This window comes from Pelagicoccus sp. SDUM812003 (genome assembly GCF_031127815.1).
Taxonomy (GTDB): domain Bacteria; phylum Verrucomicrobiota; class Verrucomicrobiia; order Opitutales; family Opitutaceae; genus Pelagicoccus.
In genome coordinates this window covers 429907-456315 of record NZ_JARXHY010000001.1, presented here as the reverse complement: position 1 = coordinate 456315, position 26409 = coordinate 429907, and the positions used below count along the sequence as shown (strand labels likewise).

At 60.4% G+C, this 26409-nt stretch carries 19 protein-coding genes; 10 read left to right on the top strand and 9 right to left on the bottom strand.

Annotation, left to right across the window (positions count from 1 at the left end):
* The first annotated feature begins 29 nt into the window (after window positions 1-29).
* Window positions 30-521: a cytochrome c oxidase assembly factor Coa1 family protein gene (locus tag QEH54_RS01825; RefSeq protein WP_309016905.1), complete on the top strand. Its 492-nt coding sequence runs from the start codon at window positions 30-32 to the stop codon at window positions 519-521.
* An 18-nt stretch (window positions 522-539) separates the two neighbouring features.
* Here the strand turns inward: QEH54_RS01825 and QEH54_RS01820 are convergent, their stop codons facing one another.
* Window positions 540-2201 (bottom strand): AarF/UbiB family protein, encoded by a 1662-nt coding sequence (locus QEH54_RS01820; RefSeq protein WP_309016904.1) that lies wholly within the window; start codon window positions 2199-2201, stop codon window positions 540-542.
* Between the two features lie 106 nt (window positions 2202-2307).
* Entirely contained in the window at window positions 2308-2640 is a 333-nt protein-coding gene (locus tag QEH54_RS01815) for a hypothetical protein (RefSeq protein WP_309016903.1), read from the bottom strand.
* 98 nt (window positions 2641-2738) lie between these two features.
* On the opposite strand from QEH54_RS01815, the gene QEH54_RS01810 reads away from it, so the two are divergent.
* Genes QEH54_RS01810 through QEH54_RS01800 form a run of 3 tightly spaced genes read left to right on the top strand, consistent with a single transcriptional unit; the run spans window position 2739 to window position 4964 of the window.
* Window positions 2739-3230: a low molecular weight protein-tyrosine-phosphatase gene (locus QEH54_RS01810; protein WP_309016902.1), complete on the top strand. Its 492-nt coding sequence runs from the start codon at window positions 2739-2741 to the stop codon at window positions 3228-3230.
* A 12-nt stretch (window positions 3231-3242) separates the two neighbouring features.
* Window positions 3243-4115, top strand: coding sequence for a fructosamine kinase family protein (locus QEH54_RS01805; protein WP_309016901.1), 873 nt, complete (start codon window positions 3243-3245; stop codon window positions 4113-4115).
* A gap of 60 nt (window positions 4116-4175) precedes the next feature.
* The gene (locus QEH54_RS01800) at window positions 4176-4964 is read left to right on the top strand and encodes an undecaprenyl-diphosphate phosphatase (RefSeq protein ID WP_309016900.1); all 789 of its coding nucleotides are present in this window, start codon (window positions 4176-4178) and stop codon (window positions 4962-4964) included.
* 35 nt (window positions 4965-4999) lie between these two features.
* Here QEH54_RS01800 and QEH54_RS01795 read toward each other — a convergent pair whose 3' ends face one another.
* On the bottom strand, window positions 5000-5692 hold the full coding sequence (locus QEH54_RS01795; protein WP_309016899.1) for a hypothetical protein: 693 nt from the start codon (window positions 5690-5692) through the stop codon (window positions 5000-5002).
* 100 nt (window positions 5693-5792) lie between these two features.
* Between QEH54_RS01795 and purN the strand changes: the two genes are divergently transcribed.
* A complete protein-coding gene (purN, locus tag QEH54_RS01790) occupies window positions 5793-6386 on the top strand; it encodes a phosphoribosylglycinamide formyltransferase (RefSeq protein ID WP_309016898.1) in 594 nt (197 codons plus the stop codon).
* A gap of 23 nt (window positions 6387-6409) precedes the next feature.
* Here purN and QEH54_RS01785 read toward each other — a convergent pair whose 3' ends face one another.
* Window positions 6410-7180, bottom strand: coding sequence for an SDR family oxidoreductase (locus QEH54_RS01785; RefSeq protein WP_309016897.1), 771 nt, complete (start codon window positions 7178-7180; stop codon window positions 6410-6412).
* Window positions 7181-7262: 82 nt separating this feature from the next.
* On the opposite strand from QEH54_RS01785, the gene QEH54_RS01780 reads away from it, so the two are divergent.
* From QEH54_RS01780 to QEH54_RS01770, 3 genes are all read left to right on the top strand, one after another.
* Window positions 7263-7724 carry a DUF5069 domain-containing protein gene (locus tag QEH54_RS01780; protein ID WP_309016896.1) on the top strand — a complete coding sequence of 154 codons (462 nt, stop codon included), beginning with the start codon at window positions 7263-7265 and terminating at the stop codon, window positions 7722-7724.
* 60 nt (window positions 7725-7784) lie between these two features.
* Window positions 7785-7949, top strand: coding sequence for a hypothetical protein (locus QEH54_RS01775; RefSeq protein ID WP_309016895.1), 165 nt, complete (start codon window positions 7785-7787; stop codon window positions 7947-7949).
* Window positions 7950-8095: 146 nt separating this feature from the next.
* The gene (locus QEH54_RS01770) at window positions 8096-8962 is read left to right on the top strand and encodes an NAD(P)-dependent oxidoreductase (RefSeq protein WP_309016894.1); all 867 of its coding nucleotides are present in this window, start codon (window positions 8096-8098) and stop codon (window positions 8960-8962) included.
* 75 nt (window positions 8963-9037) lie between these two features.
* On the opposite strand, the gene QEH54_RS01765 is transcribed toward QEH54_RS01770, so the two are convergent.
* Complete coding sequence (locus tag QEH54_RS01765; RefSeq protein ID WP_309016893.1) at window positions 9038-9619, bottom strand: VPDSG-CTERM sorting domain-containing protein; 582 nt, start codon at window positions 9617-9619, stop codon at window positions 9038-9040.
* A 308-nt stretch (window positions 9620-9927) separates the two neighbouring features.
* Between QEH54_RS01765 and QEH54_RS01760 the strand changes: the two genes are divergently transcribed.
* Window positions 9928-13263, top strand: a complete 3336-nt coding sequence (locus tag QEH54_RS01760; protein ID WP_309016892.1) for a family 16 glycoside hydrolase — start codon at window positions 9928-9930, stop codon at window positions 13261-13263.
* Between the two features lie 69 nt (window positions 13264-13332).
* On the opposite strand, the gene mdoH is transcribed toward QEH54_RS01760, so the two are convergent.
* The 4 genes from mdoH to QEH54_RS01740 form a co-directional block, all read right to left on the bottom strand.
* A complete protein-coding gene (gene mdoH / locus QEH54_RS01755; RefSeq protein WP_309016891.1) occupies window positions 13333-15426 on the bottom strand; it encodes a glucans biosynthesis glucosyltransferase MdoH in 2094 nt (697 codons plus the stop codon).
* Window positions 15427-15439: 13 nt separating this feature from the next.
* On the bottom strand, window positions 15440-16012 hold the full coding sequence (locus tag QEH54_RS01750) for a hypothetical protein (RefSeq protein ID WP_309016890.1): 573 nt from the start codon (window positions 16010-16012) through the stop codon (window positions 15440-15442).
* Window positions 16000-17556 carry a glucan biosynthesis protein G gene (locus QEH54_RS01745; RefSeq protein WP_309016889.1) on the bottom strand — a complete coding sequence of 519 codons (1557 nt, stop codon included), beginning with the start codon at window positions 17554-17556 and terminating at the stop codon, window positions 16000-16002. The genes QEH54_RS01750 and QEH54_RS01745 overlap by 13 nt, the downstream gene beginning before the upstream one ends.
* A 93-nt stretch (window positions 17557-17649) precedes the next feature.
* Entirely contained in the window at window positions 17650-23535 is a 5886-nt protein-coding gene (locus QEH54_RS01740) for a S8 family serine peptidase (protein ID WP_309016888.1), read from the bottom strand.
* A 176-nt stretch (window positions 23536-23711) separates the two neighbouring features.
* Between QEH54_RS01740 and QEH54_RS01735 the strand changes: the two genes are divergently transcribed.
* A complete protein-coding gene (locus tag QEH54_RS01735) occupies window positions 23712-26264 on the top strand; it encodes a DUF3656 domain-containing protein (RefSeq protein ID WP_309016887.1) in 2553 nt (850 codons plus the stop codon).
* Window positions 26265-26409: the final 145 nt, after the last annotated feature.

Sequence of the window (26409 nt, the reverse complement as noted above, 5' to 3'; positions counted from 1 at the left end):
TCGCCATGGTCGAAGAATAAAGTAAATCCATGCCCCAAGAATCCCCGAAACAGCTAACGCCCACCGTTCTCCCACTCTTCATGCCCTCGGACCGCACCAACGACTACGTCCCTCCGAAAAGCTGGCTGCGGCGCAACTGGCTCTGGTTTCTCCCGGTCGGCTGCTTGAGTTCGCTGCTGCTCTTCGCCGGAACCATCGCCCTGATCGCCCACTTGGTCTTCTCCACTCTCAAGCAATCCGACCCCTACCAAACCGCTCTGGCCAGCGCCCAAGCCTCCCCGGAACTGGCCGCCAAGATCGGCTCCCCCGTCGAAGCCAGCTACTTCGCCACCGGCAGCATCCATCTGGAAAACAGCGACGGCGACGCTTCCCTCGCCATTCCCGTTTCCGGACCGGAGGGAGGAGCCATCATCTACGTCGAAGCGACGAAATCCTCCGGCGAATGGACCTACGAATACCTTTCGGCGGAGCTCAACGACACCCGAGAGCGCATCGCGCTGGACCCATCCCGCGGAGAATAGCCGCGGCGCCACCAGAGGCTATTGACGCGGCGGCCCGCGCAAGATGTCGAAGGCCACATACAGTCCCAGGAGAAACGAGAGCACGAAACCCGCGATCCCAAGTATCGGAAAACCGAATACGATTGGCGGCGTATTGGAAGTCACGATCAGCGACGAGCCGACCAGCAAACAGCCGATAATGATGCCGAGCGTGATCTTGTTGCTGGCGTCGCTAATCGCATCGTCGAGATCCTCCAGCCCTTTGTGCTGCAAATTGATCTTCAGGTTGTCCTTCTCGATCTTCTTCAGAATTCGCAGCGCTTCCTCCGGCACGTTCTGCAGCTGATCGATCCCAAAAAGCACGCTATCGCGAAAATCCCGAATCATGCGCTTCGGGTTGCGTCGCTTGCGAATAAGCTCAGTCAAGACCGGTTCGAACTCGGTCTTGATGTTGTAGGTCTCATCCAAATACGTCCCCGTTTCCTCCACGCATAAGATCGCCTTGGCCATCAGCGAATAGTCGCGAGCCAGATCGACCCCGTTCTGTCCGAACACGTAGAGGAGTTTCAACACCGCCCTGCCCACGTCGCCCTCGCCTGTATCCGGATTGTAATGCTCTCGGATAGCGAGATTCACATCGCGCTCCATGCGACGACGGTCGATCGATTCGCCCGTGTCCTCCAGGGAAATCGCCAGCCGCGTGACCTGCTCTGGGTCGCCCTTCACGAAGGCCACGAAGAGATCGACCAGGCCGAATCGCATGCGCTCGGTCAACTGCCCCGTCATGCCCCAGTCCAGCAAACAGACTCGCCCGTCCGGCATCACGCGCACGTTTCCCGCGTGCGGATCCGCATGGAAAAACCCGTTCATCAGAATCTGGTGGAACAAGGAGCGAGACCCGACGCGGGCGATGCGCTTGGCCTCGTCGCTATTCGGCTCGATGTCCGAAAGCTTGCGTCCCTCGATCCACTCCATGACCAGCACGCGACGCGTGCAATACTCGCTGAACACCTTGGGCGCTGCGATCTCCTTGGGATGGGCGTTTCGAAGCTCGAAAAACGCCAGGCTCTTGGCTTCGCGCCGAAAATCCAGCTCGCGCTCCAAACTCTCCCGCAAGGCCTCGATCACATCCGGCAGATTCAGCGGCTGCAGGTCCTCCACCCGATCGTGAGCCTGCTTGGCGAACCAGCTCAGGATGTCGAAGTCCGCGTCGATCACCTTCTGCAGATTGGGGCGCTGCACCTTCACCGCCACGCGGCGTCCATTCGCCACCAGAACTGCTCGATGCACTTGGGCCATGGAAGCGGCCCCTACCGCCTCCTCCTCGAAGTGGGTGAAAATGCTGTCCAGACTCTGCCCGAGCTCCTCTTCGACGATCGGACGTATCGAATCGAAGGATACAGGCGGCACTGTCTCCTGCAGCTTCTTTAGTTCTACGATCAAGGCCTCCGGCACCAAGTCCGGTCGCATGCTGAGCAGCTGCCCCACCTTCACGAAGGTCGGCCCCAACTGCTCCATCACCATGCGCAAGCGCTCCCACTGGCTGCGCTTTTGCGGCACCTGAGAGCCGAAGGCTTTCATCAAGCGCGGCGGGAGATCCAGTTTTTGCAGGAGGTCCGCAAAGCCATTGCGGGCAAGAACGGTCACGATCTCCTTGGCCCGTACTGCGTTGGAAAGAAACTCGAAAGGTTTGAGAGCCATAGGGTCGCCTAAGGCGAGGTCAGAAGGAGGAGGAAAATCAAAAAAGACAAAAGGCCACGCGAATCAGCGTCCCGCGCGGTCTCGATAAAACGAATGCGAACGGAGGCTATTCGTCCGAAGCAGGTACCGACTTTTCAGCTTCGATGGCGGCCAGTCTCGTTTCCAGATCGGCGACCTTCGTCTCCAGAGCCTTGATACGTTCCTCCTGTCCGCGACCGAGCTTCTTGAGCATGCCGTTCAAGCGATCTTCCAGCGACTTGGTCGCCTCCTCAAACTCGCGCTTTCCCTCGTCCGAGATCTTCCTGGCGGCATCCTTCGCGTCGTTGGCTGAAAGCTTGCCCTTCTCGACAAGCTCGTTAAGCGCCTTCTCCGCCTTTTCGGTGGTGATCGCGGCAGCGCCGACTCCTGCTAACACAGCTTTCTTTATGGCATCGATCATGGGAAGCAGCCTAGAAGCGCCCGAGAGGCATCGCAACCACTATTTCGGTAAAAACATTTTGCCGAACCCGTTCCCGCCTCTACAGTCCCACCCAATCCATGAGCACGCAACCCACCTCCATTTCCTCCATTCTCTTCGTCTGCATGGGAAACATCTGTCGTTCTCCCGCAGGGGAAAACGTGATGCGAAAACTCCTACAAGACGCGGGACTGCAAGATCAGGTCGAATGCGACTCAGCCGGCACCATCGGCTACCACACCGGCAACAGCCCGGACGCTCGCATGTCGGCCGCTGGACGCAAACGCGGTTTGCCCATGACCGGCAGAGCTCGCCAAGTGGTCGCGGAGGATCTCGATCGCTTCGATCTGGTGCTCGCCATGGACAACGACAACTACGCAGACTTGATGCAGCTGGCGACCGACGAAAACCGCGCCAAAGTGAAACGATTCTGCGACTTCTGCATCGAATATTCGGATACGCAAGTTCCCGATCCCTACTACGGCGGGGCCCAAGGCTTCGAGCACGTGCTCGACTTGCTGGAAGATGGCTGCCAACAGATCCTCGAAGCCGTGCAAGACTCGCGCTCCTGACGCTATTTCTCTGTGGACGATCGGGCTCTGATAGAAAACGCGCTTTACGAGGCCACGGGAAAACCGTTTTCCATCGCCTCCCAACAGGCCATCGGGGGCGGCTGCATCAACGACGCATTTCGCCTGCAAGGCGAGGATCGTTCCTACTTTCTCAAATCGAACCGGCCTCACTTCGCGGACGCCTACGCAGCGGAAGCTCTCGCCCTGCGTCAGTTGGGTGAATGCGATGGCGTGCGCGTGCCAAAGGTCATCGTCGAGCTGCAAAGCGACACCCAAGCATATTTGATTCTCGAATACATCCCCACCCGAGCCTCACGCTCCGGAGACTGGGAATCGCTGGGACGCGGCCTCGCCGAGCTGCATGCCGTAGAGCAGCCGTTTTTCGGCTGGGAACGCGACAACCTCATCGGAGCCACGCCGCAGCCCAACGAGCGCAGCGACGACTGGATCGCCTTCTTTCGCGAGCGCCGGCTAGAGCATCAGCTCCGCCTCTGCCATTCGCGCGGCTTCACGCCACGCGGAGCCGACACGCTGCTGGAGCGCCTGGAGGATTTCTTCGAGGATCATCGCCCCCATCCCTCGCTGCTTCATGGTGACCTCTGGTCGGGCAACGTGGCGTTCGACGCGGACGGGCAACCATTCATCTTCGATCCCGGCAGCTACTACGGCGATCGCGAAGCGGACATCGCCTTCACCGAATTCTTCGGCGGTTTCTCACGCGAGTTCTACGAGGCCTATAACGACTCCCTGTCATTATCTGCTGGATACTCAGTGAGAAAAACGCTCTACAATCTCTACCATTGTCTCAACCATGTCTACCTCTTCGGCTCCGGCTACACCAGCCAGGCCGAAGAAATGGTCCGCCAATTGCTGAGCGAGGTCTAGAAAAGCCATCGCTCCCGCCAGCCGTTTCCATCCAACACAGATCACTGATTCACCTGCCTCATGTCGCTCCTCGAATCCATCATCCTCGGCATCATCCAAGGCCTCACCGAATTTCTTCCTGTCAGCAGCAGCGGGCACCTCGAGCTGGGCAAGGTCATCCTGGGCATCGAAACCACCGAAGACGTCAGCTTCACCGTGGTGGTGCATGGGGCCACCGTGCTCTCCACCATCGCCATCTTCTGGAGAGACATTCTCGGCCTTTTCCGCGGTCTCTTCTCTAGCGACTGGAACGAGTCGAAGCGCTACATCGCGATGCTGCTGTTTTCGTCCCTTCCGGTTATCTTCATCGGTCTCTTCTTCAAGGAGGAAGTGGAAAGCCTCTTCAACGGAAACGTGCTGCTGGTGGGCAGCATGCTGCTGCTCACGGGATGCCTGCTCTCGTTCACCTACTACACGCCTAAGGAAGGCGGTCCGGTGACCTTCAAGTCCGCCCTGATCATCGGCATTTCCCAAGCCATCGCGGTCATGCCCGGCATCTCGCGCTCAGGCTCCACCATCGCCACCGCCTTGCTGCTAGGAGTGGACAAGGCCAAAGCCGCCCGCTTCTCCTTTCTCATGGTGCTGATCCCCATCATCGGGGCCAACTGCAAGGATATCCTCGATGGCGGCATGGCGGAGAGCACGGTTGGGGCCGTCCCACTCATCGCCGGCTTCATCGCCGCTTTCATCTCCGGAGTGCTCGCCTGCAGGTGGATGATCTCCATCGTGACCCGCGGCAAGCTCATCTACTTCGCCATCTATTGCTTCATCGTTGGCACCATCGCCATCGGCGCCCATTTCCTCGCCTAGAAGCAAGCTCGAGCGAGCCCGTTTCCCCGCAAAATCTATCGCCCGCCCCGCGCCGCGATGCGCTCCAGGTAAACCAGTTTCGCTTCGTCGCGACAACGCAGACGTCGGGCCTCTCTGAGCAGTCGCAGCTGCTCTCCGTCCCGCTCGAGGCAGCCCCAGCCGATCGGAATCTCATGCTCGCCGCGCAGCACGTTCGGCTCCACCACGAGGTAGCAGAAGCTGGCCGAGGCGTAGCGAACGATGCGGGAAAACTTCACCCCATCCTGCAAGCGCCGCTCCAGCAGGTCGCAGCGAGCGACCAGGCGACGCCACCGATCATGCCGCAAATCGGAAAAATCGTATTCGTCAAACTCCCCGAAAAGCGAAACGCCCTGGGCGCAATCCGGCAAATGCGTGGCCAGCAGGGCCGTGAGTCGCCGCCGCTCCTCCGCTAGTTTCCTCGATTCCGCCCGCGCCGCCTCCTCCAGCCCCGCGTCTCGGGAGAAGTCGGCCCGGCTGGCCTTGCATTCCAAGGCGAAGGTATCGCCCCAGACGCCCATGGTCGGGACCGCCCGATAGCCCGCCACATCCACCCGGTAGGGCGACAGCGGCAAGCGCACCTCGGTCGCCGTGGCCCGACAGCCCCGCTCTTTCAGCCAGGCCCGACCGAGCCGCTTCAGCTCGCGATGGGCCGCCGATTCTCCAGCTCCCTTCCTGGCGCCGCCCTTATCTTCGGTAACCGTTCGCATCCCGCCACCTTATCGCTTACCCTAGGACAATCAGAGCCCTACGCTCGTGGCGAATTTCGCTATTTACCATTCAACACTCACCCTTCAGCCTCGCACCCCTATGAGACTCGGATTCCTGGCATCCCACGGCGGAAGCAACATGCAAGCGATCCTCGACGCTTGCGCTAGCGGCGCCATCGCCGCCACCCCAACCATCCTGATCTGCAACAATCCCGGCGCTCCGGCTCTGGAGCGGGCGACGAAAGCCGGCCTGACCGCAGAGGTGCTCAACAACACGACCCACCCGCTTTTCGAGGAGCTCGACGACGCCATCACGCAAGCACTCTCCATCTCCCGCGTCGACCTGGTGATCCTCGCCGGCTACATGAAACACGTGGGCCCCCGCGTGCTCAGCGCGTTCCAGAACCGCATTCTCAACGTGCATCCGGCCCTGCTGCCGAAATACGGCGGCCAAGGCATGTTCGGCATGAACGTGCATCGAGCGGTGATCGAAAACGGAGAAAAGGAGTCCGGCGCCACCGTGCATCTGGTCAACGAGATCTACGACGAAGGTCCGATCCTGGCCCAAGCGAAAGTGCCGGTTTTCCCCGTCGACACCCCCGAGACCCTGCGCAAGCGGGTGCTGGAGCAGGAGCATCGGCTCTATCCCGAGACCATCGCCAAGATCGTAAACGGCGAAATCAAGCTCCCCTAGCCGCGGTCGCCTCTCGCCGGTCCCTAGACCGTGGGCATCACGTTTCCACCGCACACCGGCACCAGGGCGCCAGTGACGAAACTCGCCAGATCCGAGGCCAGAAACGCCACCACGTTGGCCACTTCCTGGTCCGTGCCGCGACGGCGCAACGGCACCGTTTTGGAATAGCTTTCGTTTTCCTCCGTGCCCGCGGCACGATCCTGCTCGCTGATGGTCCAGCCCGGCGCCACCTGATTCACCGTCACCCCGGCCGGGCCGACTTCACGGGCCAGCACCCGCAAGAGTCCATCCATGCCGCGCTTGCCGGACACGTAGGCCGACATGGTCTCGCCCATCTGCATCAGACATTCCGTGTTGATCCCCACGTAGCGCCCCCAGCCGCGTTCCTTCATCGCCGGCAGAAACGTTTTTGCCAAGTGCACGTTTTGCATCACGCAGCTGCGAAACTGGTCCTCGTAATCCGCCGGGTCCTCTTCCAGCACCGTGGACCACGGCCAAACCTGTGAAACCGCGCACGCCACCACGATATCCGGAGCGCCGAGGGTCGCCTGCGCCGTTTCGCCCAGCGAGCGCACGCTTTGCAGATCCGCCACGTCCGCTCGGACCGCTACCGCTCGACGCCCCAAGCCCTCGATCGCTCCCACCAGCTCCGCGGCCTTGGCTTCGTTCCCATGAAAGTGCACCGCCACGTCCGCTCCCGCTCGCGCTAGAGTGGTCGCGATGACGCGACCCAGTTGACCCGTGGCGCCGGTGACCAAAGCGACCCGATTCGAAAGATCCACAACGATTGACATAGCTCCCACGCTGCCCGCCACGGAGCGACCCGCGACACAAAAAGTCATCAATCCGTCCGCCGCCACGTTCGTTGCATCCTACATGTCTACCGAAACGAAAAACAAAGTCGCCGCCCTTGCCAAAGACCTGAGCAAGGACTTTCCCCGCAGCCCGCGTACCACGCTTGGAGGATACGTAGTGGCCGCTCGCGCCCTCGACAAGTGCCGCGCCGTGCTAGCGGGAACCAATGACGAGTACCACTTCAATTGCCCGCTGGACAACTTCTTCTTCGACTTCACCGGCATCGACGGCGAGGTCTTCAAGGAGTTCGTAGCCACCGGGGCCGACGACGATGCGGTCGCCGCATGGATACAGGAAAACTCCAAAGTGGAGGACAAGCGCGAGATCATCGCCTGGAACAACAAGATGCGCGGTCTCCGCCCCAGCGAGATGCCGATCGAGCTGCAGGAGTTTCTCGAAGGCTACATCCCCGAGTTCATCCCTGCCAACAAGATCGTCTACGTCTGGTTCGACGTCTACGATATCGAAGAAAAGCGCATCTAAGGCAAACGGGCTCGGGGCGTTGCGTTTCAGTCGACGCCTCGCTCTGTCGATAGATGCGCTATGCAAAAGCTCTGCATCTTCGTCGGCATGACGCTCTTCAGCTACCTGGGCTGGTACGTGGGCGAAACCTTCGGCGATTTCATGACCGCCTTTTTCACAAGCGGATCGTTCTCGCTGGTCGGCGTATGGGTCGGCTGGAAAAGCTACCACCGCTTCTTCGCCTAAAGGCTTGCCAGGCGGTCCTCGATCACCGCTGGTTTCGCGTTGCATAGTAAGAGCAGGGAATCGCCCGTGATCCCTTGCAATGGGACTCGGCCTCTCCACGTTTCGTTACCCCACAAACCGAGACCCCCCACCCACACCTATCGCCTATGCCAAGCAAACGTATCATCGTCACCGGAGGTTCCGGCAAAGCCGGACACTGGATCGTCAAACACCTGATCGAAGAGGGCTACGAAGTGGTAAACGTGGACTCGCGCCAGCCCAGCGAGCCGCTCTGCCGCACCATCATCGCCGACCTCACCGACATGGGTCAGGTCATCACTTCCTTCTCCGCCTTCAACACCGGGAGCCGAGAGCCCTACGCTGGCGTCATACACATGGCGGCCATCCCCCGAGCCCACGAAACGCCAAACAACGAGGTCTTCCGGGTGAACTCCATGAGCACCTACAACGTGCTGGAAGGCTGCGCCATCTTGGGAATCCAGAAAGCGGTCATCGCCTCCAGCGAATCCTCTTACGGCATCTGTTTCGCCACCGACTTCTTCGAGCCGCAGTACCTGCCGGTGGACGAAGCCCACCCGCAACTCCCGGAAGACAGCTACGGTCTCTCGAAGATCGTCAACGAAGCCACGGCCGCCACTTTCCATCGCCGCACCGGCATGCAGGTGGTTTCCTTGCGCATCGGCAACATTCTCTGCCCGGAGGACCACGCCGGAGTCATCGCCAGCTTCGACCATCCGGAATATCGTCAGCGGGTGCTTTGGTCCTACATCGACTCGCGGGATCTGGCGATCGCCTGCCGCCTAGGCATCGAAAAGGACGACCTCGGCTGCGAGGCGGTCATCCTCGCCGCAGACGACATTTCCAACGATCGCGACACCATGGACCTGGTGAAGGAATACCTGCCTGGCGTGAGCGAGTTCAAACGCGAGATCACTGGACGCCAAACGCTCATGGCCAACGATCGAGCCAAGGAGCTGCTTGGTTGGCGACAGCGACACTTTCTCGAGTTCTAGCCCAAGCTATCGAGCCCTCCCCGAGACGACATCGACTTGCTTACGATCGAAGCGGGGCTTGTTCGCGACGCTCCGCTAGTCGCCCTTCGCCGAGCGCATCTGCTTTTTCAGCACGAACAGGATGGCAAGCCCCAGCCCGAGCATCGCCCCGGTGAGCCCCGTATCGGGAACGCTGACTTCGCCATGAGCGACCAGCTTGGCCTCCTTGAAAAAGAAGTCGCCATTCGTAGCCACCACGGAATAGCCGATGCTGCCATCCTGCAGGTCGGCCAGCAGCTCGCCGTCGAGCGTCGCCGAATACCAATCGTACCCGACGATGGGAAACAGCCACAAGCCGTCGACTTCCTGCTTTCTCCAAAGCGTTTTGCCGCCGACTTCGATGGTCGCCTTTTCCGCACCATCGTGAAACCAGTCGTCCGCGAAGGCAAAAAAGACCGTCGCCCTGACGAGCTCCATCTTCAGCGGGTCGTACCCGGCAGCGAGCAGATCGAAGGTCGAGCTCCAGGTGGACTGCTTCTGCCCTCGTTTCTCCACGTAGAGATAGTCGGGCTCGCCGTCGCGGCCATCGAGATCGACATCGGTAAACGTCAGACCGCTGGCGGAAACCATGGCGGAAAGAAAGAAGGCGAGAGTGGCAAGCGGTTTTAACGTGTTCATTGCGAACCAGGAGAGCGATGCGCGTATGCGATGAAGCGTAGAGATGCGCTTCCTTCATCGTCCGAATCACGCCCTCCCTGAAGCGGCAATGCGCCCTGGTCCTTTCCTGACGGATCAGCCCCTAAGGATTCCCTGATTCCATAAGCGCCTCTACCCACCTTTTCTCTACTGCTAGCCCATTCGGGCCGCCCGGAAAACGCCTCCCGCCTTTGCGCTTGCCGCTTGGCAACTCAGTCAGGACAGTGGATTTGCCTAATCGATTAATCGTTCAATCACTTCGCTCATTGTCCCCTCTCGGGACCGCCTACATGAACTCGTTCACACGCCACGCCTACGCCTTTTTCTCAATTCTCGTCCTGCCCGCGATGCAAAGCTTCGCCCAGGCCAGCCTGGACTACCTCGAGCCTACCGAGGGCTGGCAAACCGCCGCCGCCATCGAGCTCTCGTCCGATGGAGAGCATCTCGTGGGAAGTGGATCCGGAGACATCCTCTATACCAATGGAGAACATGGCGACGCAGGCTGGCTGGCCACCCGCCACCACTATGGAGACGCCATTGTCAGCCTGGATTTCATGGTTCCCAAAGGCTCGAAAGCGGGCCTCTACCTGCTGGGACGCTACGAGATCAAGCTGTCTAGCAGCGAGAGCGACGAGCCGGGCGACGCCACCGCAGGAGCCATCGGAGGCGGCTTCGATCGCAACCGCGATCAAGCCTTCGCAGCGGTTCCGCCACTTGTAAACGCCTCCCGTCCGGATGGCGAATGGCAAACGCTTTCCTTGCGCTTTCGCACCCTGCGGTTCGACGAGGCGCAAAACAAGATCGACCCGGCCTTTCTCATCGACGCGACCCTCAACGGCGAGCTCGTGCAGCAGTATCAAACGATCCCATACTACACCGAAGGATCGATGCAAAACTGGGAACAAGCCAGCTATCCGTACGCGATCCGAGGAGCAAACGGTCCCATCGCCATTCGCAACTTCCAGATTCATCACGCGGACTTCGAAACCGTCTCCGTGCCGAACGAGACCGCGGGCGAAACCAATGTCTCCCAATTGGTCGACCACGTAGCGACGGGCGAAAAGACCTTTAAGGAGCTTGGCTGCATCGAGTGCCACACGACGAAGAAATTCGATTCCTCGCTGAAAACCGGGCCCAATCTCTACGGGCTTTTCAAGCGCGCCCCACGCAAGCGCGAAGTCGAGGAATCAGGCAGCGGCAACCGCTACTTTATCGACGCCGACCTCACCTACCTGATTCACAGCATCCGCAACCCCGCAAGCGAGCTCGCAGTCGCCGAATCCGAACCGAAGACGGGTCAGACCTACCTGCCGGTCATGCCGCCCTATAGCGAAGAGCTCCTTGGACCGACCAAAGCGAGCGCCATCTACAGCTATCTTGCCACGCTCAACGACCCCGGAGAAGAAGGCCCAGCTCAGCTTCTGGTCACGCAGACCGGTCCGGCCCAGTACGACCCCCTGCTCGATCCGATGCTGATCCTGGTCGACCAGCGAACCCGCATCCAGCGCGGTTCGATGCCGGGGCTTTCTGGCAGATCCATTCACGTGGCCTTGCCAAACGCCGTCAACTTCAGCTTCGACCCCCGCACCCTCGGCATCGAGAGAATCTGGCAAGGCGGATTCCTCAACGCGGAGGGAGAATGGAAAAACCGTGGCGGCGACGGCTTCGAGCCCGGATTTCAAAGCAAGGAAATCGAGTTGGGCGACGCCGGGGCCCTCATCGCTCCCTTGCTTCCCAGCGGAAAACCGGCCGACTTTTCCTTCAAGGAGGCCGTCTTCCATGATTGGGAAACCATCGACGCCTCCCTGCGCAGCGAAGAGGACCACCTCGACAACGTGGCCAGCGTAGACGCTCAGTTTCTTGGATACACCCTGGATTCCACGACGCCTTCCGCGTCTCCGACTTTCAACTACAGAGTCGGAAGCAACAGAATCTCCCTTCGCTTCGAAGTCGATTCCGAGGGAACCACCACCATCGAAGTTTCGGGCAATCTGCCCGACGAACAGCGCTTCGCTCTCAACACCGAAGCTTTGAAGGATATCAAAGCGGAAACGGGACGCCTCGACGACAATGCCACCTGGATCGTGCCGCCTTTGTCCGATTCCCAAGCGATCCTTCGAGCAAGCCTTGCCCTTTCCTCTTCCGCGTGGAAGCCCGAACCCAGCGCCTTCGACCACTTGACGCAAGACCTCGAAATCGAGCCGACCGAGGCCGAGCTGCCTCCTGGATATCGCTCCGAACAATACCTTCCGCCTAAAGATCCCTTCGGTCGCGATCTGCTTTTCGAGGCTACCGGCATCGATGTGGCTCCGGATGGCACCATCGTGGTCGCCACCCGGACCTCTGGCATCTGGCGCATCGTGAACGGGAAGTGGCGCCTCTTCGCCGAAGGGCTTTTCGACAGCCTCGGCGTGGTGGTGGAAGATCAAAGCGGACTGCAGCTCGTGGTGGGACAGAAACCGGAACTGACCCGCGTGACCGATCTGGACGGAGATGGCCTCGCCGACCGGTTCGAGACGCTCGCCGACCAGTTCAGCTATCACAGCAACTACCATTCGTACATGCATGGCCCCGCGCAGGACAAGGAAGGGAACTACTACTTCAACCTGAACCTGCTGCACGCCGACGATGCCATCTACAAGGCTCGCGGCTTGTACATGGGGACCAGTGGGGGATTCAGCGGTTGGACCATCAAAGTGACGCCCGAGGGCGAGTTCATCCCTTGGGCAAACGGCTTGCGCAGTCCCGCGGGCTTGGCCTTCGCCCCAGATGGTCGCTTGTGGTATTCAGAAAACCAGGGCGAATTCGTGGGAACCTCCAAACTCTTCGTTTTGAACGAAGGAGAATTCTATGGTCACCCCTCCGGTCTGGTCGACCTTCCCGGCATGCAGCCCGACTCTCCGCAAATCCAATGGGAAGCCGTAGCGAAAGATCGGATACCAGCAGTGGTCCTTTTCCCGCACAATCACGTGGCGAACTCGCCTGGAAATCCGGCGTGGGACACCACAGGTGGCGGCTTCGGCCCCTTCGCGGGCCAACTTTTCATCGGAGACCAGACTCAGTCCAAGCTCTTCCGCGTCGTCACCGAAACAGTGAACAACAGCGAAGTCGGCGCCGTCATTCCTTTCGCTGCCGAGCTCCAGTCCGGCATCATGCGTCCCGTCTTTCTACCTGACGGCAGCTTGCTAATCGGACAAACGGGCCGAGGTTGGCAGGCCCGCGGCGGAAAGGTCGCTAGCTTGCAACGCATCGTTTGGGACGGAGAAACGACGCCAATCGATATTCAGACCGTCTCCCAAGCCGACGAGGCTTTCTCCATCGCCTTCACCAAACCGATCTCATCCAGCGTATCAGAGGAGTCGATACGCGATTCGATAGCGATCAATTCATGGACCTACCGTGACGCCCCGGACTACGGCTCGCCAGAGCTGGATCCGGTGCAGGAGCAAATCGCATCGCTCGAAATCAGCGAAGATCGGAAAACCATTCGAATCGAACTGACCCCGCAATCCTACCAGAGCATCGAAAACCAGACGGCGCGGGTCTACCATGTGGAAATTCGGTCCGACACCCTCTTCGAGAGCGCTTCGCCCGACACGCTGGAGTGCTGGATCACCGCCGACTGACTCCGAAACCCCCGAGACTACGACTTTCGAAAAAACGCCGAAACCGCCGACGCCAGAAAGCTCGATCGATCACTCCGCTCGGCTCCAGTGGTAGCGGCGAAAGAGCGGAGCCCAAGAGGGATGCAGGCTATCCAGGTCCAGGGTCCACACTAGCTTGTGGGCCCGCAGGAGGGCTTTGGAATCCGACATGAACAGCTTGCGCTCGAGATGCCCCAAGGCTTCCGGCCCGCGGTGAAGCAGCTCCATGCCCAGCTTGTTCGTATCGGCAACCATCTGGCTGCGAGACTCCTCCTCTCGGGCAAGCGTCACTCGGATCGCATTGATGTAGGGATCCACCACCGCGTTCATCAAACCATCCGCATCCGGGTCCTCGCTAAACAGCCGATTGCTCCTGCGCAGACGCTGCTCGATCTCTCGCAGGGAGATGAGCTCCTCGCTCGGATTCAGCTCCTCAGGCGTCGCCAAAATATTGATACCGCGAAGATTTCTGCCCCACTTCGGACTGCTCAGAATGCGCGATACGATGGGAGAAATGATCATCGCGCCCGTCACTGGCAGCGTCCAAAGCAGAAACGACATGTTCACCCGCGAAGCAAGGACGGTGGCGACGACGCCGATCAACGCATGCATCTTGTGGGCGGCGAAAGCATCGCGAAACGTGAGCCCTTCGCCAGCGTTGCGATTCTGCGTCGACCAGCCCACCCCTTTTCCAAACGCGGTGGAGAGCACGAACTGGGCGTGGTACAGCATCATCACCGGCGCGATCACCGCCGAGGCCAGCAGCTCCAGCAAGACGCCGCCGACGCAGGCCAGACGCCCCCCGAAGGCTCGACATCGGCCCTTGCTTAAAAAGGCGTCGAGCAGCGCCAGCACTTTCGGCAGAAACAGGAAGCTGAAGGTGATCGACGCCACCAGGATCGAGTGCTCGTGCAAAGGGATGTCAAAGAACTGGCCGATGCCACGTGTGGGCAAGATGGACAGTTGGCTGCGGAAGCGGTTGAAGACCAGGATGCCACCGAATAGCATGAACAAGCCCCACAGCAGCGAAGAAGCGTAGCCCATGATGCCGTTTCCTAGATGCATGCGGGAGGCCATGGTCAGACCGCGCGAAAAGAGCAGCCAGAAATGCTGCATGTTTCCCTGACACCAGCGACGGTCGCGCTTGGCGTGCTCGATCACATCCTGCGGACACTCCTCGTAGGTGCCTTCAAGGTCCTCCGCCAGGCAGACATCGAAACCGGCCCGCTGCATCAGGGCGGCCTCCACGAAGTCGTGGCTGAGGATCTTGCCCCCAAACGGCTCGCGGCCGGGCAGATCCGGCAAGGCGCAATGCTCCATGAACGGAGACATGCGAATGATGGCGTTGTGGCCCCAGTAGTTGCCCTCGTTGCCCTGCCAGAAGTTCAGCCCGGAGGTGAAGATCGGCCCGTAGAAGTGATTGGAAAACTGCTGCAGCCGTCCCCAGAACGACTCGGAGTAAACGATCTTGGGAGCGGTCTGCAGAATCCCCATGCGCGGGTTCTCCTCCATGCGCTTGTATAGCTCCACGATGGTCTCCCCGCTCAGAACGCTGTCCGCATCCAGCGTCAGCATGTAGCGATAGCGAGCGCCCCAGCTCTCGCAAAACTCCAGCAGGTTTCCCGCTTTCTTGTCCGTATTCACGGAACGGCGACGGTAGTTGATGCGCCCGAAGGCTCCCAGCTCCCGACAGAGCGACGCCCAGCGATGCTCTTCCTCCACCCACCGCTCCGGCCGCGTCGAATCGCTCAGAATGAAGAAGTCGAACCGATCCGCGAAATCCGTTTTCTGCAGCGACTCGTACATGGCCTGCAGACCGGCGAAGACGCGCACCGGATCCTCGTTGTAGACCGGCAGCACGATGGCCACGCTGCCCGGATGCTCCAAATCCACGAAACGCTGCTCGCGTTTGCGACGCTTCATGCGACGCTTGAAGAACCCGATCAGGGAGTGCGTCGCTCCCCAGGCGATATTCCAATTCAGAATGGCGAAGAGGATGGTCAGGCTGACGAGGCCTTGATCGATGCCGGCTCTCCAGAGCAGATTGGCGAAGAGCGTTGTCGGAAACGCGGCAAAGGACAGCGTGAGCAGGAAGAAGAAAAACCGCTGCCAATCCAGAAACTGCCTGATGCTTTTAAATCCCATGTCCCGATTCGTACTAGTGAAGCAAATACACCAACAGACCGATGGCGCCGAGGTAGATCGTCCATACCAGCATGGCTCCTAGAATCGGCCAACGATCGATGACGCGCCAGGTCTCGTCCGCCACCGCTGACACCGGACCGAGGTCGATATCGCGGGGAATCATGCGGGCCTTGTGGAAGTCCGGACCAGTCCTCAAGTAGGTCGAGCGGATGGCTTGCAGAAACTCGTCCGGCCAAGGTCCCGGATGCAGAAACTCGTTTTGCCAGCGAGTGGGCACGTCCGCCAAAAACAAAGCCAAGCGTCCCTGGGCGCCGAGCTCGTTTGGTTCCAGATTCGCTGCCTTCAGCACTTCGCCGAACCAGTCCTCCACCACCTTGTGAGCCTCCTCCATGGCCAGCACAGCGGGCGGCGTATCCGTTTTTTCGACACGTTCGGCGGCGCTGGTGAGAATATGAGCCACCAGTTGGCTAAGGAGCAGCCGATTCTGGATACGCAGCGAGCAGAAGTAGTTTTCCACCCGCTCATAGGCCTCGCTCCAGTCGATAAAGGTTTCGGAGCGGGGCGTGATGAACCTTAAAGTGTCCATTGATAGGCCCAGACTTCCGACTCCGCGCCAATGGGAAAGAGCAGCTGGCTGCGCAGCTCGATCACGCCTTCCTCAGCAGTTTGCTCGAGACGCAAGATGACTCGCCACGTTTCCAAGTAAGGATTCCAGACGACCTGCTTGTCCATGAGCGTCGCAGCTCCGTCTACCGCCGTGACCAGCTCCGGCTGGCCCGCATCCTCGCCTGCTCCCTCGAAGTCGATCACGAAGACGTGAGACCCGGGATAGGACTGATCCTCCCCCACTCTGGTGGAGCGCACGGTGCACTGCGGGTAGGTCTCCGGAGCGGGCTCGCCGAACCAGTGGATGTCGTATTCGTAGTCCAAGGCGCTCCCCTTCTCCGGCAGCACCGCAGGTTCCCAGAAGGCCACTACGTTGTCCTCGAACTCGTTGCTGGTCGGCAGCTCGACCAGCTTGATGTAGCCCTTTCCCCAGTCCCCTCGGGTATCGATCCAGACCGATGGGCGACGGTGGTAGTGGGCCTCGAGGTCCTGGTAGTTCTCGAACTCTCGATCGCGCTGAAACAAACCGAATCCGCTTAGCCGGCTCACGCTGAAATAGGACAGACGGGTCTTGTCCGCCAGATCGAGGGCTCGCCAGATGGGAGCCGCATCGGTTTCCTTCACGATCAAGCCATCGGCGTCATGCACCTCCGGACGATAGTCGCTCTCCGGCGATTTCCGGTTTTCGCCCCTCCAAAACATGCTGGTCAGCGGAGCCACCCCGAAGCTCTCGACGCTTTCGCGCAGAAACAGCCGAGCCTTCACGTTCATCACCGTGTCTTCGCCGGGATGGATGACGAATTGGTAGGCGCCCGTCACGCTCGGCCCGTCAAGCAAGGCGTAGAGCGTGAGCTCGCGAGCGTTGGGCTTGGGCTTGCCCAGCCAAACCTCCACGAAGCGCGGAAACTCCTCCGGCTCCCCTAGCCCCGAGTTGATGGCGATACCGCGCGACGAGGTCCCGTAGTTGATGTCGTAGCCGGTGCCGCGAAAGTAGCTCGCCCCCAGGAAGGAAGCGACCTCCCGATAGTCGTTTTCGTTGCCGACGCTTGACGAGATGCGGAATCCCGCGAAGTCGAGCGACTTGGGCAAGGCCTTCTCCAGCTCCTTGTCCTGGAACTCGAAGAAGGTGCTCAAATAGGGAATGCGCTGGGCATGGGTGGCGGTGAACTCGTTCACCGCGACGCGGTTTCCATGAAGGAATCCGGGGTGGAAGAATCCCAGAGCGAACGGAAGCCCCTCGTTTTTCCACAGATAGCTGTCGTTGTTGTAGCTGATCTTGCGGTACTCGTCGTAGTCCAGGTCCATCAGGGCCTCTGGCACCGGGGTCGGAGCCTGATACGCCCGTTCGGATCGCTCCGCCGCGATCTCGGAGACGTACTCGAAATCGACCTCGACTCGCCGCATGGCATCGAGTGAGGCGCAGGACGAAAGCAGGACGCTGGCCAGCCCGGCAGTCAAAAGCCTTTGAGTCCGGCGCAGACAAGGATAGCCCCTAAGGGAGCTTCGAATGGAAAGGAAAGGCATGCTCTTACAAGATGGTGTTGGATCAGGAAATGAAGTCAGACTAAACCCTCACACAACCGTATCCAGTCCGAAATGTTCCCTTTCGCAACTAGCTTACTCGGCGCCATCCAAATAATATACCGCAAGCCTTACGTAAGCCTCCTTATCCAATTCGTCTTCCTCGAGCAGGTAGGCGAGCGTGGCGTGGCGCGAGTCCCCGTCCCCGCTTTCCGCGAAGCGGGCACGCAACGGGTACCAGCGGCGAAGGTCGCGACTGATCTCCAGCCCGACCGAAACGTCGTCGGCCACTGGGTTCAAGGTGAAGTCGACCATCGCGCTCCATCGCCCGTCCTGCATGCGCATTGCCACCTTGGGTAGGGCGTTTCTCTCCAAAGGATCCGTGCCGAAGGCGTATTCGGCGAAATTGGCGACGCCATCCTGGTCGGCGTCCGCCTCGGCAGCCGTTAGTCCTTGCTCGCCGCTCCAGCCGGCAAAGGCGTCCCCTCGCCAGTCCGCGTATCCCTGCGCTCCCGGACGCTCGAAGCGCACCGCGTCGAGCCAGGCCCGACCGATTCGCTGCGTTTCTTCGCCGGACGTCGAGAGCGCCACTTCAGCGAGATAGAACGCGTCGCCCACATCGACTTCATACCCGCGCCAGTCCGAGCTCTGGTAGAGGCCGCTCACCTGGAATCCGTTTACGAAAAAGAGCAAGCGATCCTTCTGACTGGGCGAGTCGAGCTTCCAGTCGAAGGAAAGCGTACCCGGACCGCGAACCCACCAGAAGACCGAGCTTTCCTGGCGCGGGCCGAGATCCCCGACCGTCAGGCCAGCCTCGCCTACCGAACGCTCCTCCGGACTGATTTCCCAAAGCCGGTTTCCCTCCGACCACACTGTCGTCCCCGGCGCCCCCACCGCGGCGCTGAAGCGGTTTTCGAGGAGAGCGACATCGACCCGCTCGCTGATGGCCGTACCGACTTGATTGGCCGCCTCGACCTGATAGGCGCCCGCGGATCCGTCCCAAAGCCGATCCAAAGACACTGTCAACGCGCCGTCAGGAGAGCTCGAATCCCCGGTCGATCCGTTCGAATCATGAACCCACCGATAGGTAAGCGGTGTCGCCCCCGTCGCTTCCGCAGTCAGTTCCACTTCATCGCCCCAGTACCGGGCGATGGAGATCGGCTGCTCGTAGAAGACGGGCGCTTCCACCAGCTCGAACCCGTCTAACCAAACGCCAAGATCGTCCCGCTGCAAACCGGTGCTCTTGTTCACGCTGAACGTCACGCGATTCGGGCCGTCTTTGGCCAGGGGAAGCACCACACGCTTCCAGTCGAAGTTCTCTCTGAAGCGAAACTCCTTTCCTCCGCTCTCGCTCACACGCGCCGAAGCGTTTTCAGACAGGCCTTGAATGCGTATCCAAAACGCCAGGGCTCGACGCTCTCCATCAGGCACCTCGATATCGAAAGCGAACAGGCTGAACGAGCTCGCTTCGGATGCGATGAACGCGACCGCGTCGTCCCCCGAGATGGTCTGCTCGCTCTGCCTCTCCCATTCCCGTCCTCCGGAAACGAGCTTTCCGAAATCGAGGTCCAGCGCTTGAGCGAGCCCGGTCACCACGGTCAGGTTCGCGGCATCGGAGCGAGCGTTCACCCCCAGAGCATTGGTCACGACACAGCGATAAGCGCCTTCCTGCTCGGCGCCCACGGTCACAAGGCGCAGCCGGGCCGCTGTGGCGCCAGCGATTGGCTGATCTTCCCGGTACCACTGAAAGCTCATGCCTTCCACGTTCGCAAGCTCGACCGATAGCGTCACCGTGGCGCCTTCCACCACTCGTCGCGACACCGGATGCTTCGTGAAAACAGGATCGCTGGTCAGCCGAATGGAATCGAGAAACGCGGCGCGAGCGTTCGGCGGAGCATTGTTTCCGTATCTAAAAACCCATGACACCAGGTGAACGCCTTCCTCCAGCCAAACTTGCCGCTGGGTCAATGCAGGGGCGCCCTCCCCTTCGAAACCATCCGAATAGAGGGCTCGCTGCTCATCGTCGACCAGCAAGCGCACCGAGGCGCAGCAGCCAGAGCTCTCAATCCCAAGATCGAAAACCAAGGAGCCCGGACCTTGCACGATGGCTTCCAAACGGTTTTCCTCGCCCGAGGAATTCGCGGTCGATACGAGCGCGACCTCCCCCTCTCCATCCACGGTGGCGATCCAACCATCGCTTTCCTGAAAAGCGAGGTCGACGCTTTCATCGGCAACTTCCGGCGCCACTCGCGTTAGAACTTTCACGGCAACCGGCTCGCTCTGAGCGCTACCATATTCGTTCTCCACCAACACATGATACATGCCTTCCGTCTCTGTATCCAAATTCTCAAGATCCAAAACGGAACGATCTTCTCCAACCAGAGGCACATTGTCCTTAAACCATTGATACGTAAGCGAGCCCGCTCCAAACGCGTCAACCCAAAGCTGAGCCGTATCGCCTACCTCGACCGCGACAGGTCGAACGATCGCATGAATCGCGGGACGCTCGAATACTTCGACCTCGTCAATCCACAAGGTGCTGCCGGATTCGATCAAGCTCTGTACGCGCAAGGTGTGCACGCCAGCAGGCGCTTTCGCGAGAACCCGATTCCAATCTCGGGCTCGGCTCATCCGGCCGACCAGCTCGTCATCCACGAAAAGGGCGATTTCCGATGGTGTCCAGGCCACATCCTGCTTCCAGTACAGCGAAACGTTCGCCGGACCCGCGACCTCAGTTTCAATAACCGAAAGCTTCCCAAAGAAACTGGATTCGCTGGACGATTGCAACGCGTCGACTCCATCGTGGGTCACCTCGCTTTGGGCGAAGAAGTAGCCTCCCCCTTCCAGCTGCCACGCCCTCTCGGGAGTGTCCAAGGCTTCAGCGACATTCCCGATGATGACGGCCTCCGCGACCTGGCTCGTCGCTTCACCAAGGGCGTTGCTCGCCTTCAAGCGATAGTTTCCCGCGTCTTCCTGCTGCGCCGACGATCTTTCCAGAAAACGATCCGTCTCCCCCTCGAGAGCTTCGCCGTCCTTAAACCATTGATACGTGATAGGGAGCCCTCCCTCCACCGCGGCCGAGAGCCGAAAAGGAGAGCCTAGCTGCCAGTAGCCGGAACTGGGCTGCTTGACGAAACGCGGAGCGAGATCGACGTCGCTCACTGCGAGCTGGGCTTCTTCCGAATAAACGATTCCACTGGTAAACGCGTTGGAAACGCCAAGCCGATAGCGCCCCGCATCCTCGAGACGAACCGATTCGATTTCCAAAACCTCTCCGGTCTCGCCAGCCAAACTCACTCCGTCGCGGTACCACTGCAGACGCAAGGGCAATGATCCTGCCACCTCGGCTTCGAACCGAACGCGCTCCCCTACGGTCGCAGTCACGTCATCCGGATCCGCCTGAATCGTAGCTGCTATATCCGCGATCTGGATACGCACTTCCGCGCTAGCGGTCTGACCATTCTCATTGAAAACCACCACATGATAGACGCCCTCCTTCTCTGGAGAATCAGCTACCACTCGAAGCGTTCTCTGAATGGCTCCTTCGATTTCCGCATCGTCTTTGTACCATTGATACGTCCCACCCTCTGCCAGAGCTGCGACAGCGAGATAATACTCCGCATCCGTTCCGAGAACCGCGGACTCCGGCTGCCGCACGATGATCGGCGGCCCCTCGCCGCTCGGGTAAAATCGAACCGCGTCCACGAAAAGAGCATCCTGCCCCATGGCTCCGAACTGATCCTTCACGTAGCGCCACTCCAATCGATACGTTTTCGCTTCTTCCAGCTCGACCGACACTTCACTCCATTCGCCTACGGAGCGAACGCTGGAACGACGCTGCCCATCGAGAAGAACTTCCCCGTAGTCCCAGTTCGTTTCAGCCGAAAGCCGCCAGAAGAACGTCACGAGTCCCGGGCCTTGCAGGTCTACGAAAAGTCCGGATTCCTCACCATCAAGGATCGGGCCCGAACGGGCGCTGCTTCCTCCCTCGACCGAGTCGTAAGGATACTCCTCCCACGCTTCATCTCCGTAACTATAAAATGCATACAAACCAGCGTCGACCGCGCTGGCGAGGGTCGCATCCTCCGCCACGACCTCCACGCGAGCAATCGATTGGACCACTCCGTCATCATTCGATGCCACGAATCGATAGGCGCCAGCGTCGGCCTGCGTGACCCCTTTCACGACGAGGGAGGGATCGGTGGCCCCATCGATGAGCGCGCCTTCGAAATACCATTGCGCCGACAGCGGAAGTTCGCTCTGAACCTGAGCCTCAAGCAGAAGGTCGCCTCCCTCGATCGCAATGGTGTTTGCGGCGGGGCGCTTCACAAAGACTGGCGGCTCAGGCGCCTCGACCATAGCCAGCGAACGGGCCAGATTGAGCCAACCCCCGAAAGCGGTTTTTTCCCACAGAGCCTCTCTCGTATCCACACCATAATACAGACGGCGAAGGTTCTCCCGCAACGGAGCTTGCGGATACTCCGCCAGCAACAAGGCCAAGGCACCGCTCACATGAGGAGTCGCCATGGAGGTTCCGCTTATGCTTTTGTACTCGTCCGCTCCCCCGATCCACGTCGAATGGATCTCCGATCCTGGAGCGGCGAGATCAACTCTCTCAACTCCGTAGTTGGAAAATCCGGACAATTCGCCGGAACGGTCAATCGCGGCGACGGAGACGACATTGTCGAGATCGTAGCCCGCCGGATAGGACGGGGCCGCATCCGCGTCTCGGCCGGAGTTTCCCGCTGCGGCCACAAACGCCACCCCAGCCTGTTCGGCAAAATCGATGGCATCGTACAACGCCTGTGAGTACGGACCGCCCCCCCAGCTGTTGCTCATCACATCGGCGCCCATGGCGAGGGCGTAGTCGATGCACAAAATGGCGTCCGCGGTGGTCCCACTGCCGGATGCCGAGAGAAACTTGCACCCCATGAGCTGCGCCTGCCAAGCCACTCCGACAACTCCCTGCCCGTCATCTCCCCGAGCTGCGATAGTGCCAGAGCAATGCGTGCCATGTCCATTGTCATCCATCGGATCGCCGGTCATCCGAATGACGTTTATCCCGTGCACGTCATCGATAAATCCATTGCCATCGTCGTCGACCCCGTTGTCAGGGATCTCTCCTTCGTTTACCCAAAGATTGGATACGAGATCCAGGTGCTCGGTATTTATCCCGGTATCGATCACTGCGACTACGATTTGCGAAGCGTCGCTGCGAACAGCCCACGCTTCGGACGCATCGATATCGACATCCGCCACGCCGCCGTTTTGCCCTTGATTGTCCAGCCCCCAAAGAGTGCCGTCCTGCAGTTTGGGATCATTCGGAAGGGAAGCGGCGTGCACGATGTAGTTGGGCTCCGCATACAGCCCCTTGACGGATTCTGCGTTTTCGTAGACCTTCGCGATTCCTTCCGGCACGGCCCTCAGATCCGCCTCGGCAAGTCTCAGCTCGTACCAAGGCATCGAGCCAAGTCGCTTGACCTCGCCCACTCCCACCTCCTCAGCCAATCGCTCGAGGGCGCGGATTCCGGCGGATTCGCTCACTCGCACCAGGATACGGTCCGCCGCCATCTCGCTCACGCTGAGCACGATGCGCTCGCCCGTCGTCGCATCGCGTTCATAGCCATAATCGATGCGCACGGGAAATGGGAAATCCGGCACCGAAAGCAATCGAGAGCGCTTGCCGCGACGCGTCGCGTCATCGTAGGTCACGCTTTCCTCGATCAATTCGCCACGCCGGTCCAGCTCGGAAAAAGGAAACCCCGGCCAGCGGGCGGGTTCGGTGGCGAAGACGGCCGTCGCTAGAGGAAGATCGTCCTCGCGGCCTAGGACGTTCGCAACCCACTCGTTTTCAGCATCTTGCACCACCTCAGGAGATCCTTGCTTCCCTTGCGGACCGGTAGCGAGACGGCGCGTTGACAGGTAGAGGGCCAGCAGGGCCGCTACGAACGCCACGAGATACGCTACTCCTTTTCTTGTCACCACAGCTACCTATCGGCAAAAACACCCCTCGACACAAGCCAGCTTGCCTAGGCCCCTTCCCGGAGTTTTTCGTCCCCAAGGCCACTTAGATGCGTCGAGCCGGCAATTCGCTCCGTCCCGCGCTTGCCATCACGAGCATTGCGCACTCAATTCCCCCGCTCAGCGAACCGCCTACCATGCCGAAACTCATTCCCAAGCGCCTCTCGCAACGAGAGGAAAACACCCGCCAAGTCTCCAAACCCGAGCTGCTCTGCCCTGCGGGAAACTGGGACTGCGCCCGGGCGGCAGTGGAAAACGGGGCCGACGCCATCTATTTCGGACTGGAGCGCTTCAACGCCCGCATGCGGGGCAAGAACTTCACCGTGGCCGACCTGCCCGAGCTCATGGCCTTCCTGCACTCCAGAGGGGTCAAGGGCTACGTGACCTTCAATATTCTCGTTTTTTCCGACGAGATGCCGGATGCGGAGTCCTTTCTCCGCTCCATCATCGCTGCCGGCGTCGATGCCGCCATCGTGCAAGACGTTGGCATCTGCCGCCTTATCCGTCGCCTTTCGCCCGACTTCCCCATCCACGCGTCGACTCAGATGTCGGTCACCAGCGAAGCGGGCATCGCGTTCGCCCGCGATCTGGGCTCTAGCGTGGTGGTGCTGGCACGAGAAACCTCGCTCAGGGAGGTCGGCGCCATCCGAGAGAAAACCATCGCCTCGGGCACCGAGGTTCCCATCGAGCTCTTCGTGCACGGCGCCCTGTGCGTCGCCTACTCCGGACAGTGCCTCACTTCCGAATCCCTCGGCGGCCGCTCGGCCAACCGAGGCGAGTGCGCCCAAGCCTGCCGCCTCCCCTACGAGCTTCACGCCGACGGCAAACAAGTCCAGCTCGGCGACCGCCGCTACCTGCTCAGCCCCCAGGACCTGACCGGTCTCGACGCTATGCCGGAAATCATCGAAGCAGGCGTCGCCACCCTGAAAATCGAAGGCCGCCTGAAATCCCCCGAGTACGTGGCCGCAGTGACTCAGGTCTATCGCAAAGCGCTCGACGAAGCCTGGAGCGCCTACATCGGGGAAACCGAAAAGAATCTCTCAGAGGACGACTCGCATTCAGAGTCTCGATACAAACTAGAAATGACCTTCAGCCGCGGGCTTTCGGATGGCTGGCTTCGCGGCATCGACAACCAGCGCCTCGTCCACGCTCGCTTCGGCAAAAAGCGGGGCCTGCGGCTCGGCCGAGTGCAAAGCGTCGAGCGCGATGGCGTGGCCCTAAACCTGGAAGCGCCGCTAAAAGCGGGCGACGGGGTCGTTTTCGACCGCGGCAGGCCGGACGAGCGAGAAGAAGGTGGCCGTATCATCTCCGTCGATACGAAAGGCGATCGCGCCTTCATCAGGTTTCTCAGCAGATCCATCGATTGGAATCGCGTGAAGCCGGGCGACACCCTTTTCAAAACCTCCGATCCCGCCCTCGACAAGGAGCTGCGTCAAAGCTACGAGGTGGAGCAACCGAATTTCACCCGGCCTATCGACGTGGCCGTGCACGGATGCCCAGGCCATCCCCTCGCCATCGAGCTTCGCGACGAAGCCGGACGCGTCGCTCGAGCCGAATCGGCCGACCTTCTTCAAACCGCGACCAACCGCGGTCTGGACGAAACGACCTTGCGCAAGCAGCTCGGTCGCCTCGGAGGCTCCCCGTTTCACCTAAACCAGCTGAGCAATCACCTTGAAGGCGACTGCCATTTCCCCGTGTCGAAGCTCAACCAGCTCCGTCGCGACGCCGTGGATACGCTGATAGCCCTGCGAAAGCAGCCTCTGCGCTGGCAGCTCGAGGTAGGGCTCGACCGCCGGGCGAGCCTGCCAGAGCCCAGACCTCAGAGCCCAGAAGCAAGTGATTCGAGCACGCCCCAAATCATCCCCTACCTGCGCTCCTTCGAGCAGCTCGAGACAGCCCTCACCCTCCCCTACCACGAACTCTACCTCGAACTCGAAGACCCCAAGCAATACAAGCGAGCCGTCGAGCTCGTTCACGCAGCACCCGGTGAAAAGAAAATCTGGGTCGCTCCGCCGCGCATGTTCAAAACCGGCGAGGACTGGCTGGTCAAGCAGCTCACCACCTGCGGAGCCGACGGCTTCCTGGCCCGCAACCACGAGCACCTGAAGTCCTTATCCAACTTTCCACTACGCGGCGACTTTTCGCTGAATGTCGCCAACCACCTCACCGCTGAATACCTGATCGAGCGCTACCAGCTGCAACGGCTCACCGCTTCCTACGATCTCAACGCGACCCAGCTCGCGGCTCTGCTCGAAAACGCTCCGCCGCAGTGGTTCGAAATCACCCTGCACCAGCACATGCCCATGTTTCACATGGAGCACTGCGTTTTCTGCGCCTTCCTCTCCGACGGCAAGGACTTCCGCGACTGCGGCCGTCCCTGCGACACCCATCAGGTCAGCCTGAAAGACCGCACTGGCATGCTGCATCCGCTCAAAGCCGACGCCGGCTGCCGCAACACCGTCTTCAACGCCAAAGCCCAAACCGGGGCCGAGTTCGCCCAAGACCTGCTCGCCCTCGGCGTTCGCGCCTTCCGCGTGGAGTTTCTCAACGAAAGCCCGCAGGAAGTGATCGAAACCCTCGACCGCTACGAGCGCCTGCTGGCTGGCAAGCTTTCCGGCCAAGCCCTCTGGCGTGAGCTCAAGCTGATCAATCAGCTCGGCGTCACCCGCGGCACCCTGCGCGAACGCTAACGACCTGCTCCCAACAGCCACCTTCCCATCTCCCAGCGGTCCGAGTTTTCTCCACTACCTTGCTAAGAAAACCCAGCATCCCGGCCTTTCCCACGTTCCACATCGCGAAAACCTTGCCCCAACACGTGGAGGGTCGCAGAGTGAA